Source organism: Sporofaciens sp. St.21A7 (assembly GCF_059728535.1).
Genome location: NZ_BAAGFN010000001.1, coordinates 4,005,231 through 4,018,968 on the forward strand (window position 1 = coordinate 4,005,231; position 13,738 = coordinate 4,018,968).

The window sequence follows — 13,738 nt, forward strand, 5'->3', positions numbered from 1 at the left end:
TTTCATCCTTCTTTATTTACTGTGAGAAGATTTTAGCATCTCATCTAACACCTCGATTACATCCTTCACCAGCTTCGGGCAGAAGGACATCATCCTTCCCGTTTCCACTGCCTCCTTGAACCCTTCCGGCGTAGAGACATCATAGCCCACCAGTTCTTTGCAGTTACATGTAGGGTGTTTTTCAAAAAACTTTTTCCTGAATTCCCCGCTCTTTGCCATCATTACTTCTTTTTGTGTCTGAAGCTTCCCTGAATCATAATGTCCATACTTTAACCCAATCACCATAAGCGCCCCTGTGAATGCCCCGCACGTATCCGCCTGAAGCATTCCGCCTCCGAAGCAGGCGGCTACTTTGTTCGCCAATTCTTCTGAGATGCCAAGTTCTGCCGCATAATGGGACACAACGACCTGTGAACAGTCATAACCCTTCATGAACTGTTCGGCAATTACTTTTTCTTCCATGTCTTCACTCCTATTCTTCAATTTACCTCGGAAAATATCATGCTCTCCGCAAATATCCTCTCATAGTTCTCGGTTTCCGCCAACTCCATATACTCCATCTTCTCCGCCAAAGTTTCGATTTCCTGTTTCACCCGCCGGGACAAAAGCGCCATATAGGCTCCCGTCTTGGACGAATTTCCCACATAGGAAAGCTTTCCCGCTGCCTCCTGCGGAAGGATTCCTGTCCCGATTAAGGACTCTGCCGGAAGGTGCGCGCCGAACTGCCCGGCAATCATCACCTTATCAAGCTCCTCCATCCTAAGCCCTGCCTTCTTTAAAAGAACGGTGAACCCGGATAGGATTGCTCCTTTGGCAAGCTGCACTTGACGCACATCTCCTTGCGTCACCACGATTTGCGGCTCCTCACACAGGACAAATTCCCGCTTCGTCCCATCCATGCGGATCATGGGATAACGGTAATCGGTCTCCTCAAGTTTCTCTTTCTTCACGAACACTCCTGTCTTCTTCACGATTCCCGTGCGCAATAATTCCTTCACCACAGCAAGGATTCCGCTCCCGCAGAGTCCCGCCGGCTCCCCATTTCCGATGACCCTTAGACGGATTCCCTGCTCCATAATCTCCACATCTTCGATCGCCCCTTCAGCCGCCCGCATCCCGGAGCTGATATTCATTCCCTCCAGCGCAGGTCCAGCCGCGCAGGAACAGCATGTAAGCCGTCCATGGTTTGCAAGGACGATTTCTCCATTGGTCCCGATGTCGATGAAGAGCACATTCCCCTGCTCCTTCCAAAGCTGGCAGACATAAGCCCCTGCCACGATATCCGCTCCAATATAGGCAGACACTTGGGGAAGGCAGTACAGCTTCGTATCCTCTGCCGCCCGGATTCCAATCTCATGGGCAAGCAGCTCTTTTGCCTCTGTAAACTCCGGCTTGTAGGGCGATTTCCCGAGAGACCTTGCATCGACTCCCAACAGCATATGCATCATGGTACAGTTTGCCGCCACATCGATTTCCCGAATCTCCTCCCGGCTTACCGCTGTTTCCTTGCATACCTCTTCGATCATGCCATTGATTGAATTCACGATCGCCTCCTGAAGCTTACGTACCCCGCAGTCCGGATGCTCGTATTCGTAGGTAATCCTGGTCAGCACATCCAAACCGTAACGTTTCTGTGCATTGATCATCGACGCGCTGGCAATCTCCTCCCCTGTCCTAAGGTCAATCAATGCCGTCACTACCGTCGTCGTGCCGATGTCGATGACGACGCCATACCCGCCGTCAAAATTGTCCTTCTCAAACGCCGGCAGATATCCCTTTGTCAGCACCTCATGTTTCCGTTCCTTTTTTAGCAGTCCGATTTCCACATCCCCCGTCACTTCCGCCATGCAGGCCAGACGGACTCCTTCTGAAATCTCTTCCGGCTTTAATAGCCGCTCCTCCGAAGCCGTCATTGGGGTCAAGCCCTCAGACAATACCTTCACTTTACATTTCCCGCAGATGCCTTTGCCATTGCAAGGATTATCTACGAAAACTCCGGCTTCCAGCAAAGCGTCCAGAAGATTTGTGCCGTTCTGACATATAAAATGCCTTCCGCCATGCCGAATCTTTATCTCTGCCATCTCTCTTTCTCTCCTCTCACTGCGCGTCGGTCAGGCATTCCAAAATCGACTGTACATTCCTAAGCGGCGACTTCATCCCAAGCCCGCACGCCGGGGAAATAATATCTGAACCACTTTTGACACAGCTTTTTGTCAGCATCTTGACTCGGTCAGGATCTCCGAATTCCAACGCATAGGTACTGACATTTCCCATCAGTACCCGGTCTTTCAGATGTTCCCGCGCCTCCTTCATGGGCACGATGGAATCAAAACTGAGCGCGCTGCTGCGTACTTCGTGTACTTCCTTATATACCGGGCTCATCTGCCCGCAAATATGCACGATCGTCCCCATTTTCTCTTCCTGCAGGGCATCCAAGAGCCGGTTAATGTAGGTCACGGCAAACTCTTTGAAATATTTCGGCCCTAGTATCTCTCCCGTTCCACTTGGGTCCGAGATTGCGATAATATCTGCGCCTGCCTCAATCTGCGCCCGCCCGAAGGTAATCAGTTGTTCCGTAATAAATTCCATGTATGTATGTGCTTCTCTGTTCTTCTTACGCAGCTCCTTGTAAAATGTAACCGGCTCCATCACAGAGCTTGCCGTGCTGATTGGCCCTGTCAGATTGCCCACAATCGGCACATCCTCTGTCTCTTCTTTCAGGATACGGATTGCATCCAGCGTAACCTTCGCCCTGCCTTTCGTCACATCCACCGGCCGCAGTTTCTCCAACTCACTTACGGACTCAATCACATATCCGGTCACATGGGGCTCGTACACAGAAGTCCCCATATCTACCTCTGCGCCCATCTCCTCCGCCTCTACGGTCATGCAGAAGGGAACTCCATAATTCTCGAAACATCCCTCTTCATAAACAGCTTTCGCCAGTTCTGCCATCTGTCTTGCATCCCTGTGCGCCTCCGGCATATAGACCTTCACCCTATCCATCAGCTCGGAAGTCACCATATTCATCATTCCGCCGGGGCAGATACAGGCAGGTCTGTCCGCCTGCTGCCCCGCTAAAATCATCCTTAATCTTTCTTTTGGTGTCAGCATTTCTCACTCCTCAGCAATCTTTTCGCCAGTTTTACAGCTTCCACTGCATTCTGGGAATACCCGTCCGCCCCGATTCTGTCTGCATATTTCTGGGAAATGGGGCCTCCCCCGATCATTACCTTCACTCTGTCACGCAGCCCTGCCTCGGTAAGCAGACGGATTACCGTCTCCATCCCGCCCATGGTGGTGGTCATCAATGTAGACAGGCACACAAAATCCGCATTTTCTTCCTTTGCCGTCTCCACAAACTTCGCCAGCGGGACATCCCTTCCAAGGTCTATCATATGGAATCCCGCCGTCTCCAGCATAATCTTCACCAGATTCTTCCCGATGTCATGGGTATCCCCCTCCACGACCCCGATAACCCCTGTGACCTTATCGTCCCTTGACGTTTCCGGCAGATAGGGCCGCAAAATATCGAGTCCTGCGTACATCGCATCGGAACACAGCAGTACATCCGTCACAAAATACTCTTCCGCCTCAAAAAGTTCACTGGCGCGGTTCATTCCGTCCACCAGCCCTTCCATGATACCGTCAAATGCCGGATAACCCGCATCCAGATATTCCTGCGCCGCGCAGGCGACATTTTCTTCCTCCATCTCTACCACTCCGTCTGAAAGACGCTTTAATAATTCCTCTTTTGAACTCATCCGAAATTCCTCCTGTAATCTTCATGAATCTGCACAGTCCTCAAGCACAACCTCTTTAAATATCCCGTTCTCAAGCCAGTATCCTACATTTTTAATACACATCTGCCCTGCCATCTTTACCTTCCCAATCATCTCGATACACCCTTCCCCGTATGCCATCGGTTCTGGCAGCTTTAAGTCGCGGAATCTCGCTTTTCCCGTCCCAAGCAAGGCAAACGCCGTCTTCGGGCATAATAATATCATCGTCTTGCCGTCCGCCAGCATTTCAGCCTTTTTCAAAAATCCATATGTGAAATCCTCCACCACCTGCCCCGCCATCTTTGGACCCAGAATATTCACGCCGCCGGAAGAATCTGCATAGCTTATCAGATCCGCACCGTACTTTTTCCCTTCTTCCATGAACCTGAGGATCTCTGCACCAAGTTTCCAGAACACCTCTTTCATCAGTTCCGGTTTCTTGCGCATTGCTTTGAAAACATACTTCGCATCGATCAATACATTCAATATGGTAAGCGGCCCCGACACCTGAAGCACCACATGCTCTCCCGCCTCCCGCAAGGCCTTGCATGCCAGCAAAACCTCATGAATCCTTCCCGACGAGAAATCAATCTTCGGCAGTGTGAGAAGCTCCTCCGGCGATGTACAGATATACTCCTTCGCCCTGGGGCCTGCCGTCTCATTTCCATAATTAACGATACCGCCCAATGCTTCTGCCTCAACCGTATGGCAGAAGGGCAGTTCACAGAACGCCGCCTTGTCATGCTCCTTTAACGCCTTGGACAATGCCGCCATGGTATCCCAGTTAAGGTACGCATCCGGGAACGTAAGGCCCAGGCCTTCCGTCACCTTACTGCTGATTCCGGCAGAATTGTCATATGTACATTGAAAATCTTTTATCTCTGCCAATATCCTCTCCCCTTCCCTATTCTTCCATAAACCTATCTAAAATCCGCTGTAATTCGTCAAACATATCGTATCACAAATACTTCTTTCACACTAATTGATATTATCAATGATGATATAGATATATAGAATATATCTATATCATCATTGTACAAAACAGGGAGATTCCCGAAGGCTTCTCCCTTATCCTAAAACAAGAACTCTCCAATTTCCAGACTATCCTGTATCCCCTTAGGCATTCGTCCTTTCCTTGCCCCTCTGCCATAAACTGCGGCAGCGTTCATAAACGCAATCATGTTCTCCTTAGATGTCCCAATAGGAGTCGTACAACCGGGACACAGATTATATCCGCAAGGGTTATCGCCGGCCTGGGCAATACAAAACCGGACATTCTCTGCGATTTCTTCTGTCGTACCGTCCCTGAGTACCCCTACCGGCACAAGGTTGCCGCTTATGGCAATCCGCTCCCCGAAGGATTCCTTTAACTCCTTCAAGCTCTCACAGTTATCCACCCAGAAACCGCTCACCCCTGCATCCACCACTTCCTGCCACCTATCCCTCGTATTCCCGCAGATGTGGATTGCCGTCCCGCTTTGGAACTCATTCAGCCTTTCCACCGTCTGCCTAAGATACGGCAGGAAAAACTCATTGAACTGCTTCTTGCTCAGCAGGTTGCGCGCCGCCATGGGCTCTGACAGCATAAAACCAATCCCCAGTTTCCGGTTGATATCTTTACAGCATGTTACAATACAGTCCGTGCTAAACTGCAGCAATCTATGCGCCCCTTCCTTATTCTTCACAGTCGCCTTCAGGAACATCTCCGTCCCGATCAGGCTCGCCGCAGTCGTCAACGGCCCCGCAAGCCCGCTGCCGATCACACGCTCCTCGCCGAACCTTTTAAGCAGCCGCTCAGTCGCCTCCAGAATAATTGGGAATCTCCCGTCCTTCTCCACATTAATCAGTTCCAGGTTCTCCACATCCTCCAACGTTTTCAGCGCAGGTTCTTTAATATAGGACACATTTTTCTTTGGATACTCAAGCTTCGTACCGAGTGCTTCCACCACAGACCTAAGGCCAAGCCCGATTCCCATGTTATCCGCCTGAAAATCATTTGCCAAAGCCGTCTCCACCTGTACCATTGCATCGGCGGAAAAATAGTAATCACAGATATCAATCCCATATAAGGGCGGCGCCGTTTCATTTGCGCTCAGGGACGTGGGTATCCGATCGACCTCCTCTCCTCTGGCATAAGCCAGCTTCCTCTCTTTGGGGGTCATTTCTAATTTTATTAATTCCATATTTAGGTTCTCTCCTCTCTCACCGAAACACACAAACAACATCCGATAGCCGTCCTTCCACAACAATCCATCAGCAGAATAGCATCATAAATGGCATCGTACCGATTGAAATCACGGTTGACATCGCAAACAGTTCCGATGCATACACCGCATCCTTCCCATACCGCAGTGCGAACAAGCTCCCCGTCACCCCTACCGGGCAGGACGTGGCCAGTACCATGACCGTTTTCACTTCATCTTCCACGGGCAGCATCCGAAACAGCCCGATAAGCACCAATGGCATCATAATTAATTTCACGAAGGCCAGCCAATACAAACGGCATTTCCGGAAGGTATTCCTGAGATCTGCCTGTGCAATATTAATCCCCGCGACCATCATCGCCATAGGGGTATTCATATCCGCCACCATTGCAAGCGGCTCATTCACCATTGCCGGGAGCCTCACCTGCGCCAGAAAACACACCGCCCCTAAGACAATGGAAAGTATCGTCGGCGACGTAAATACATGCTTCAATGACTTTACATTCTTCTTTCCCGAAATAACGATGACCCCATGGGACCATAGCAGGAAATTTGCCACCGCCACATATGCGGTCATATAGAACACTCCGTCCGTCCCCCAGATTCCCTGCGCCATGGGGATACCAATAAACCCGCAGTTTGAATACATCATAGCAATCAGCTCCACCGCCTGATAGTCTTTATCCCGCCCATACACGACACATTTACAGATGAACCAGATAACGGCAAAGGACAAAAACGATAACACTACGGATATCCCAAGCCCGGAAAGCAGTTCCCGGGAAAATTCTTTCTGGAACGACGTAAACAACAAAACCGGCGTGAAAAGTGTCAGTACCAGCTCCGACAGTTTTCGGTTCATGGACTCATCTACGATTCCTGCCCTGTAACTGAACACCCCTGTCAATGCAAGAATCACCATGACAAGTGTCTTATACAAGGTAATTGCGGCAAGTTCCATTCACGACCTCCTCACTATGCAATCCGGATTCCACACTCCGGCGCTCCTACATCAGCTCTCTGACAGCAATAAGCCCTAACAATATGTTCTACAGATCAAAAGAAACAAAATTCTGGCACGCGCTCCCTGCTATCCAAAAAGGGCAAACACCAAGTGTCCGCCCCCCGTCCTCATTATTTCCAGCTTGGAACCATCGTCCCGTCTTTTTCCGTGGCAAAATACTCTGCAAGCTCGTCGCACTGCACAAGCTTAGCAATCTCCTTCGCCCACTCCGCGTCTTTATCCTCGCTCCTTACAACAAAGCCTACCGCATAGTCCTCACCGTCTGGTGCAGAACAAAGATACTTGTCTGCCGGCTTTCCGGCCGTTACCATATGCGCCGCTGCAAGACAGATGGCATCCGCATCTCCCAAAGACTGCGGAAGCACCGTCATCTCAGCTTCAATGAACTCAAAATTATGCGGATTTCCCTTCACATCATACATGGTCGGGACTTCCACCGAATCATCCAGCTCAATCAATCCTTCCGCCTCAAGCATATTCAGCGCGCGCGCCTGATTCGTCGCATCATTACACAGCCCGATCTTTGCTCCGTCCGGAAGATCCTCGATAGAATCATGCTTGTCTGAGAACATTGCGAACAACGGGTATGCCGTCTTTGGCTCCACCATCACGAAATCCGTGTCATTTTCCGCATTATAGCTCTCAAGATACGGCCCATGCTGATACCAGTTGGCATCTATACTGCCCTCTGCCAACGCCACATTCGGCTGGATACTGTCGTCAAATACGCTCTCCTCTACCGTATAGCCCGCCGCTTCAATCTTGTCACGCACAACCTCTAACTGGTCGATTCCGTCGGAACGGACACCAATCCGGATAGTATCCTTAGAGCCAGAACTCTCCGAACCAGAATCCCCTGCATCGGCTTTCTCATCCCCGGAACCGCCGCAACCTGCCAGCATCGCTCCTGCCATACCCATGATAAGAACCATACTCAAAAATCTTTTTTTCATAAATAACCTCCTGCTAATACGTAATTTAAATTTTATCTAAAAATGGGCCTGTCGCCCATCTTTATTCGTGCCTATTTTAATTTCCGGTAAATCCAGTCTCCCAAATACTGAATGATTGCCACCAGGATGACCAGCACCGCACAGATGGAATACATGATCTGCTGGTTAAAATTCTGATAGCCGTATGTAAGCGCCACAGAGCCAAGCCCTCCGGCTCCCACCGCCCCAGCCATCGCAGTGGCTCCCAGAAGGTTGATGATTGCCAGGCACAACCCGGAAATAATCGACGGGACAGATTCTTTTAACATCACCTTAAACACAATCTGGCTCTTAGATGCGCCAAAGGACTGTGCCGCTTCAATGAGCGCCGGATCCACTTCCTTAAAACTGTTCTGGTAAATCCGAGCCATGAAAGGCGTTACCGCCACCGTAAGCGGAACGATAGCTGCCTTGTCCCCGATGGAACTTCCCACAATCAGCCTCGTAAGGGGGATAATCGAAATCATCAGGATAATAAAAGGGAACGACCGTATCATATTAACAAAAAAGTCCAGAATACGGTTCACGACTACATTTTCACACAGGCCGCCCTTCTCCGTGATAATCAGTATGACTCCCAGGAAGAATCCCAGAATTGTCGAAAGGATGCCGGAAATGATCAACATTTTCATCGTATCAAAAAATGCGGGGATAATAATCATCTGACATATCTGCAAAAACGTATAATTCTTTAAGGTCATTCTTCTTCTCTCCTTTCGTCAAGCACGCACCAGTTCAATTTCTGGGTGTCTAAGTAGTCCTTTACCATTTGGAAATGTGCGTCGTCCACATTTATCACAAAGATTCCCATATGGTCCCCCTGATACTCCTGAATCTTACCGTCCAGAATCGGGAACACATAATCCAAATCCTTGGACATTTTGCCGAACAGCTCCCCATCACTGATATCATTTACCATATGGGCAATCTGGATATTGTGCCCTTTTGAAGGAAGCCGGATTTCCTCTTCTCCAAGAAGCCTCCTGAGAGATAAGGGCTGTTTGATGAAAATATCCCGCACCGTCCCCTCGTCTGCAATCCGTCCCTGTTCCAGAATGCAGGCCTTATTGCATGCTTTCCTTACGACCTCCATCTGGTGCGTCACGATGACAATGGTAATTCCGATTTTCTGGTTAATCTCCAACAGAAGCTCCAGAATTGAGTTCGTCGTCTTGGGGTCAAGGGCGGATGTCGCCTCATCGCACAGGAGAATCTTAGGCTCCATGGTCAACGCCCTTGCAATCGCGACTCTCTGCTTCTGTCCGCCGCTAAGGTTTCTTGGCTTGGCGTTCATCTTATCTGTCAGTCCTACCAGCTCCAGCAGCTCCTTTACTTTTTTATCCGTATCTGCCTTGGAATATTTCCAGCACTGCATGGGAAGTGCAATATTCTGGTACACTGTCTCCCGCTCCAACAGGGAGAAATGCTGGAATATCATGCCCACATGCCTGCGGAACTCTCTCAGTTCCTTATCTTTTAAGTCCTTAATCTCACACCCGTCCACGGTAAGGCTGCCGCCCTGATAAGAGGTCAGTCCGTTAATGCACCTAAGCAGCGTTGATTTGCCCGCCCCGCTTCGCCCTACCAGTGCGTAGATATCCCCGTCTTCGATCGTCAGGTTGATGTCCTCAAGGACGCTGGTTCCGTCGTCCTCCCAGATTTTCTTTAGGTTCTTTATCTCAATCACTTTCTTCCCTCCTCGTACAATCCTTTTGATATTCTAATAAAAAATTATTATGATTTCATCATCTACAATTCCAATATTTTCTATGTCGATTGTGCATTGCGCACAAATTGTTAGACGATGTCTATATATGTCTATAATAAATATATATTGTCTATAAATAGTGTAAACATGGACAAAAAATGACTGTAGGAAAACGGCGTATCCATTTTTCCCACAGCCTCATTCTTCAATGTGTCTCCAACATCTCAATAAATGCCGACATCCTCGTATTCAGTTGTCCCACATCCCCCGGAGAGTAATCCGTGACAACGTCTATGTATGGTATATGCTTCTCTTCTCCGACGAAGTTACGTACACTAATCGACTCCATATGTACGGAATGGCATCCCGACAGAATCATTTCCACCACCCCATCTACACGGAACTCATCAATCATCCTGCCCAACAGCTCAATCCGGTTGTCATTGGGCGTCATAATGGCGCACCCGATATAGAAATACTTCCGCGCAATCGCCCCGTAGATATCAGGATCTTCCTCGTCCACCAGTTTATCCAGCACTTTTGCCCCTGTACAGTTCTCAAATGCCACCACAACCCCGCCGTTATCCTCAATCGCCCGGACGACCTTCTGGGTATCCCCGCCAATCGGGCATCCCGTGACCAGTATCCTTGGCTTCTTCTCCTTCTTAGGATTGGCATGGTAGTCTTCCAGTATCCGCTCTCTCAAACAATTCAGCTCTTCCGCCGCCTGCTCCTTATCCAGCCGATACTTGCTCCCATAAAGCACATTGAGCAAATCCATTCCCATAACAGGAACAGGATCCAACCTCATGACCTCATAAAGCCTCTTTAACGCCTCCCGCTGGCGGTTCTCCTGATGAATCGCCTGCCTGACATCCTCGTCCGTTATCACGAGCTGGAACTTTTCTTCCAGAAAGTCCTTCAGCCGGATGATTTCCTCCCGCCACAGTTTCAGCCCTTTCTCAGACTGTATGTTGGGAAGCTCCATGATAAAGACGTCTTTGAATTCGGCCATCATCTCGTACATCTTCTTCTTCCCATCGCAGGTGGTTTCTCCCACGACCAGATCTGAGAAATGAAAATATGGGCATCTGTCCGAGACAGCGAATCCATAGCTGGACTTAATCAGCGGACAGACATTTTTAGGCAGTACTGTCTCCGCAATCTTTACCGTCTCCTCCGACGATGAACACAGCCCGATGGGAACCGCCCCCATCGCCGTAGCCAGTTCTCTCGGGAAATAGGAGCAGTATGCCCCGATAACCGGAATATGCCGGTCTTTGCACTCTTTCACGATTAAAAATGACTGTTTCTTCTGCTCTGCAAATTCCTCGAATATTTCGGGCAATTCCTTAATGATATTCATATAACGCTCTCCTCTTACCTAAACACCCCTATTCTACCACACTCCTTCTGCAAAAAACAATTCTTCCTGACACAAACAAGCAACTTTTCGTTATGCAGTCTGCACAATGACCACTTTCCCTCAGTTCCCCCATTCCTGTTCCTGCAAAATAATACTGAGCATGAGCCGCCAGGCGACGGAAGGCGCATTGATATCCACTCCCAGTATCTCGTTGATTTTCCCGAGACGGTAAATCATCGTATTGCGATGGATAAATAATTTTTTTGACGTCATACTGACATTATTCCCATTCAGAAGATATTCCTTTAATGTATTGTAAAAGCATGTCCCTTTCATGCAGTCTTCGTTCTTCAATTCCTGCAGCTCTTCCTCCAAATATCTTGCCTTACCTATGAAGGATACCGCGCAGGAACAGACGGTCTGGATGTAATAGTCGTATTCCATGTAGATTCCCTTCTCCGGCTCCGATGACTTTCCGATTTCAAGCGCCCTCTTCACCAGAAAATGCTTCTTTTCTACCAATCCTACATCATCAAAAGCTCCGCTCATGCCGCAGTAGAATCCAAACCCTTTGCACAGCTCTTCCAATACCGTGCGAATCTTTTTCTCCGGATGTTTTACACGCACACCTGAAAACAATACGTATGCCCTGTTTTCTTTCATATAGATAAATGAATCTGGAAACTCGTCTGCAAGTCCGTTCGCTGCCTTTTGCAGTTGGAACATATGATAATCTTTCATCTCCAGCACGGCTACGATAAACCCAGGCAGGACGTAGGCGTCGTACATGGAGCGAATTTCCTTAATCTTAAATCCATTTTCCGCCTCTTCGTCAAAAAAACTTCTGGCTATCATGCGGCGCAGCGTGGAAGCATGGTAATAAACCCTGTGTCCGTACCGCTCCATCAGAATTCCTACCGCCTGACAGAGAATATCGTTGACTTGACAAAGAATCTCCTCTGTGTCCATGCCAAAGTCCCCGCAAAACGGGGACTCCATGATACTGAACCCTTCCGTATTTCCTTTTACCGTAATCCTGCTGATTACCTTGCAGCCTTCCTCTTCTTCCATCAGCATGGAATCCTCCGAGGATTCATCTTCCTGCACGTCGATGTAACGCGCAACCAGGCGCGTAAATTTTTCTCTTTGTTCCTTGCAGCCTCCGTCATCCCCGTCCAGGCTTCCATCTGACGCAGAAAGTATCTTTCCTCCGATATCGATGATGGTAATGACCGTGTTGGTATATTCTGCGATATCATTTACCATCTTGTCCATCGTGCCTTCGTTCCCCAACATCCTGAATACTTTTTTATAACAGACATTTATATCGAAATTATCCTTCATGCACATCTGCCCTCATTTCTGCAATACCAGTGTATTGACATACTACTTTTTATTATATTAGCAGGAAAATTCTCTGTCCAATCGTTAATGTCGATAAGAACGTCTATTTATAGTTATTATCAATTCACCCGAAATCCCCTTCCGATAATCTCGCTGCTGTTCGTAATCATCATAAACGACTCCGGGTCCACGGCCCGGACAAAATCACGCAGCCGAATCGCCTGGTTCCGGTTTACCACGGTCAGAAGCACCGTCTTATCCTTATGGGTGTAAGACCCCTCGGCATGGTACACCGTCGCGCTATGGTTCAGCTCCTTATGGATAAATTCACAGATTGGCTCCGCATTGGTTGATACGATGGTAAAATACTTACACAGATTCATACTCTCAATCACTGTGTCAATAAAACAGGACTTCGCCAGAAAGCCCGCCAGCGAAAACAAGCCGATGGTCGGTCCATAGATAAAGAAAGAGCCAATCACGACGATGCAATCCGTGATCATCAACGCCCGCCCAATCGAAACATTCGTATATTTCTTGAGAAGCAGAGCAATGATATCTGTCCCGCCGCTGGACGCATTCAGGTTGAAGAACAACGCCGAACAAACCGTCATAAAGATAAATGAAAAAATTAATTCCAGCACAGGCTGGTCTGTCAGCGTCCCCTCAAAGGGAATTACAAACTGGATCACCTCAAGTCCCACACTGAACAGCAATGTGACATACACCGACTTTATCCCGAAGCTCTTCCCCAGCACAAAAAAGCCTATCACAAGCAGCGCAATATTCATAATAAATGAGTACGTACTTGCCGTACCGCCCAAAACGCCGCTTAACAAAACTGCAATACCTGTCACGCCGCCGAAACTGAAATGATTCGGAAACTTAAAAAAATAGTCTGAAATAACAATACCTGCCGTCCCCAGAGTCAGCAGACCATACTCCTTTAAAAACTTTTTCCCATCAAACGCCTTACTCTCTTCCACGATAATGCCTCCACAACTCTCAAATTCTTTTCTTCCGGACGAGTCCTCACTGCCTGTCACGGTGTGCCCTTGGGTATACCTTTAATACATCCTCCAGAGAAAGGGTCACTTCCCCGTCCGGTAGCACAAAACAGGGAATCCCAATCCCCCCGTCTGCCTTAACCTCATCAAAAATCTCACTAGAGTCCCTATACTTTAAAAACTCTTTCAGATTCGCCGTAGCTTCGGAAAAATCCTTATACACATACGCAATCTCTCTTCTGTCAAGCTCCTCTAAAGCCTCCACACAGTCCGGACAAACATGCATTCCATAAATCACAAGCTCCATAACA

General features: G+C 48.6%; 14 protein-coding genes. All 14 read right to left on the reverse strand.

Going from position 1 to position 13,738, the window contains the following annotated elements; translation table 11 throughout:
• Positions 1-12 precede the first annotated feature (12 nt).
• The 14 genes from AC6I3O_RS19810 to AC6I3O_RS19875 all read right to left on the reverse strand — a co-directional run bounded on the left by AC6I3O_RS19810 (position 13) and on the right by AC6I3O_RS19875 (position 13,734).
• Positions 13-462, reverse strand: a complete 450-nt coding sequence (locus AC6I3O_RS19810) for a C-GCAxxG-C-C family protein (protein ID WP_497852345.1) — start codon at positions 460-462, stop codon at positions 13-15.
• Positions 463-479: 17 nt separating this feature from the next.
• Positions 480-2,081 carry an ASKHA domain-containing protein gene (locus AC6I3O_RS19815; RefSeq protein WP_497852346.1) on the reverse strand — a complete coding sequence of 534 codons (1,602 nt, stop codon included), beginning with the start codon at positions 2,079-2,081 and terminating at the stop codon, positions 480-482.
• 16 nt (positions 2,082-2,097) lie between these two features.
• Complete coding sequence (locus tag AC6I3O_RS19820; RefSeq protein ID WP_497852347.1) at positions 2,098-3,114, reverse strand: uroporphyrinogen decarboxylase family protein; 1,017 nt, start codon at positions 3,112-3,114, stop codon at positions 2,098-2,100.
• The gene (locus AC6I3O_RS19825) at positions 3,108-3,764 is read right to left on the reverse strand and encodes a corrinoid protein (RefSeq protein ID WP_497852348.1); all 657 of its coding nucleotides are present in this window, start codon (positions 3,762-3,764) and stop codon (positions 3,108-3,110) included. The genes AC6I3O_RS19820 and AC6I3O_RS19825 overlap by 7 nt, the downstream gene beginning before the upstream one ends.
• Before the next feature lie 21 nt (positions 3,765-3,785).
• Positions 3,786-4,670 carry a uroporphyrinogen decarboxylase family protein gene (locus AC6I3O_RS19830; RefSeq protein ID WP_497852349.1) on the reverse strand — a complete coding sequence of 295 codons (885 nt, stop codon included), beginning with the start codon at positions 4,668-4,670 and terminating at the stop codon, positions 3,786-3,788.
• Positions 4,671-4,855: 185 nt separating this feature from the next.
• The gene (locus AC6I3O_RS19835) at positions 4,856-5,965 is read right to left on the reverse strand and encodes a uroporphyrinogen decarboxylase family protein (protein ID WP_497852350.1); all 1,110 of its coding nucleotides are present in this window, start codon (positions 5,963-5,965) and stop codon (positions 4,856-4,858) included.
• A 70-nt stretch (positions 5,966-6,035) separates the two neighbouring features.
• On the reverse strand, positions 6,036-6,947 hold the full coding sequence (locus tag AC6I3O_RS19840) for an AEC family transporter (RefSeq protein WP_497852351.1): 912 nt from the start codon (positions 6,945-6,947) through the stop codon (positions 6,036-6,038).
• A gap of 173 nt (positions 6,948-7,120) precedes the next feature.
• Positions 7,121-7,963 carry a MetQ/NlpA family ABC transporter substrate-binding protein gene (locus tag AC6I3O_RS19845; RefSeq protein ID WP_497852352.1) on the reverse strand — a complete coding sequence of 281 codons (843 nt, stop codon included), beginning with the start codon at positions 7,961-7,963 and terminating at the stop codon, positions 7,121-7,123.
• A 71-nt stretch (positions 7,964-8,034) separates the two neighbouring features.
• The gene (locus AC6I3O_RS19850) at positions 8,035-8,703 is read right to left on the reverse strand and encodes a methionine ABC transporter permease (RefSeq protein ID WP_497852353.1); all 669 of its coding nucleotides are present in this window, start codon (positions 8,701-8,703) and stop codon (positions 8,035-8,037) included.
• Positions 8,700-9,689, reverse strand: coding sequence for a methionine ABC transporter ATP-binding protein (locus AC6I3O_RS19855; RefSeq protein WP_497852354.1), 990 nt, complete (start codon positions 9,687-9,689; stop codon positions 8,700-8,702). The genes AC6I3O_RS19850 and AC6I3O_RS19855 overlap by 4 nt, the downstream gene beginning before the upstream one ends.
• A 226-nt stretch (positions 9,690-9,915) precedes the next feature.
• Complete coding sequence (locus AC6I3O_RS19860; RefSeq protein ID WP_497852355.1) at positions 9,916-11,076, reverse strand: double-cubane-cluster-containing anaerobic reductase; 1,161 nt, start codon at positions 11,074-11,076, stop codon at positions 9,916-9,918.
• 120 nt (positions 11,077-11,196) lie between these two features.
• Positions 11,197-12,420, reverse strand: coding sequence for a PucR family transcriptional regulator (locus tag AC6I3O_RS19865; protein ID WP_497852356.1), 1,224 nt, complete (start codon positions 12,418-12,420; stop codon positions 11,197-11,199).
• Positions 12,421-12,539: 119 nt separating this feature from the next.
• The gene (locus AC6I3O_RS19870; protein WP_497852357.1) at positions 12,540-13,406 is read right to left on the reverse strand and encodes a YitT family protein; all 867 of its coding nucleotides are present in this window, start codon (positions 13,404-13,406) and stop codon (positions 12,540-12,542) included.
• 46 nt (positions 13,407-13,452) lie between these two features.
• Complete coding sequence (locus tag AC6I3O_RS19875; RefSeq protein WP_497852358.1) at positions 13,453-13,734, reverse strand: hypothetical protein; 282 nt, start codon at positions 13,732-13,734, stop codon at positions 13,453-13,455.
• Positions 13,735-13,738: the final 4 nt, after the last annotated feature.

Excerpts from the sequence above, each read along its gene's own strand:
- AC6I3O_RS19810 (WP_497852345.1), bottom strand. The coding sequence starts at position 462 with ATGGAAGAAAAAGTAATTGCCGAACAGTTCATGAAGGGTTATGACTGT.
- AC6I3O_RS19815 (WP_497852346.1), bottom strand. The coding sequence starts at position 2,081 with ATGGCAGAGATAAAGATTCGGCATGGCGGAAGGCATTTTATATGTCAG.
- AC6I3O_RS19820 (WP_497852347.1), bottom strand. The coding sequence starts at position 3,114 with ATGCTGACACCAAAAGAAAGATTAAGGATGATTTTAGCGGGGCAGCAG.
- AC6I3O_RS19825 (WP_497852348.1), bottom strand. The coding sequence starts at position 3,764 with ATGAGTTCAAAAGAGGAATTATTAAAGCGTCTTTCAGACGGAGTGGTA.
- AC6I3O_RS19835 (WP_497852350.1), bottom strand. The coding sequence starts at position 5,965 with ATGGAATTAATAAAATTAGAAATGACCCCCAAAGAGAGGAAGCTGGCT.
- AC6I3O_RS19840 (WP_497852351.1), bottom strand. The coding sequence starts at position 6,947 with ATGGAACTTGCCGCAATTACCTTGTATAAGACACTTGTCATGGTGATT.
- AC6I3O_RS19845 (WP_497852352.1), bottom strand. The coding sequence starts at position 7,963 with ATGAAAAAAAGATTTTTGAGTATGGTTCTTATCATGGGTATGGCAGGA.
- AC6I3O_RS19850 (WP_497852353.1), bottom strand. The coding sequence starts at position 8,703 with ATGACCTTAAAGAATTATACGTTTTTGCAGATATGTCAGATGATTATT.
- AC6I3O_RS19860 (WP_497852355.1), bottom strand. The coding sequence starts at position 11,076 with ATGAATATCATTAAGGAATTGCCCGAAATATTCGAGGAATTTGCAGAG.
- AC6I3O_RS19865 (WP_497852356.1), bottom strand. The coding sequence starts at position 12,420 with ATGAAGGATAATTTCGATATAAATGTCTGTTATAAAAAAGTATTCAGG.
- AC6I3O_RS19875 (WP_497852358.1), bottom strand. The coding sequence starts at position 13,734 with ATGGAGCTTGTGATTTATGGAATGCATGTTTGTCCGGACTGTGTGGAG.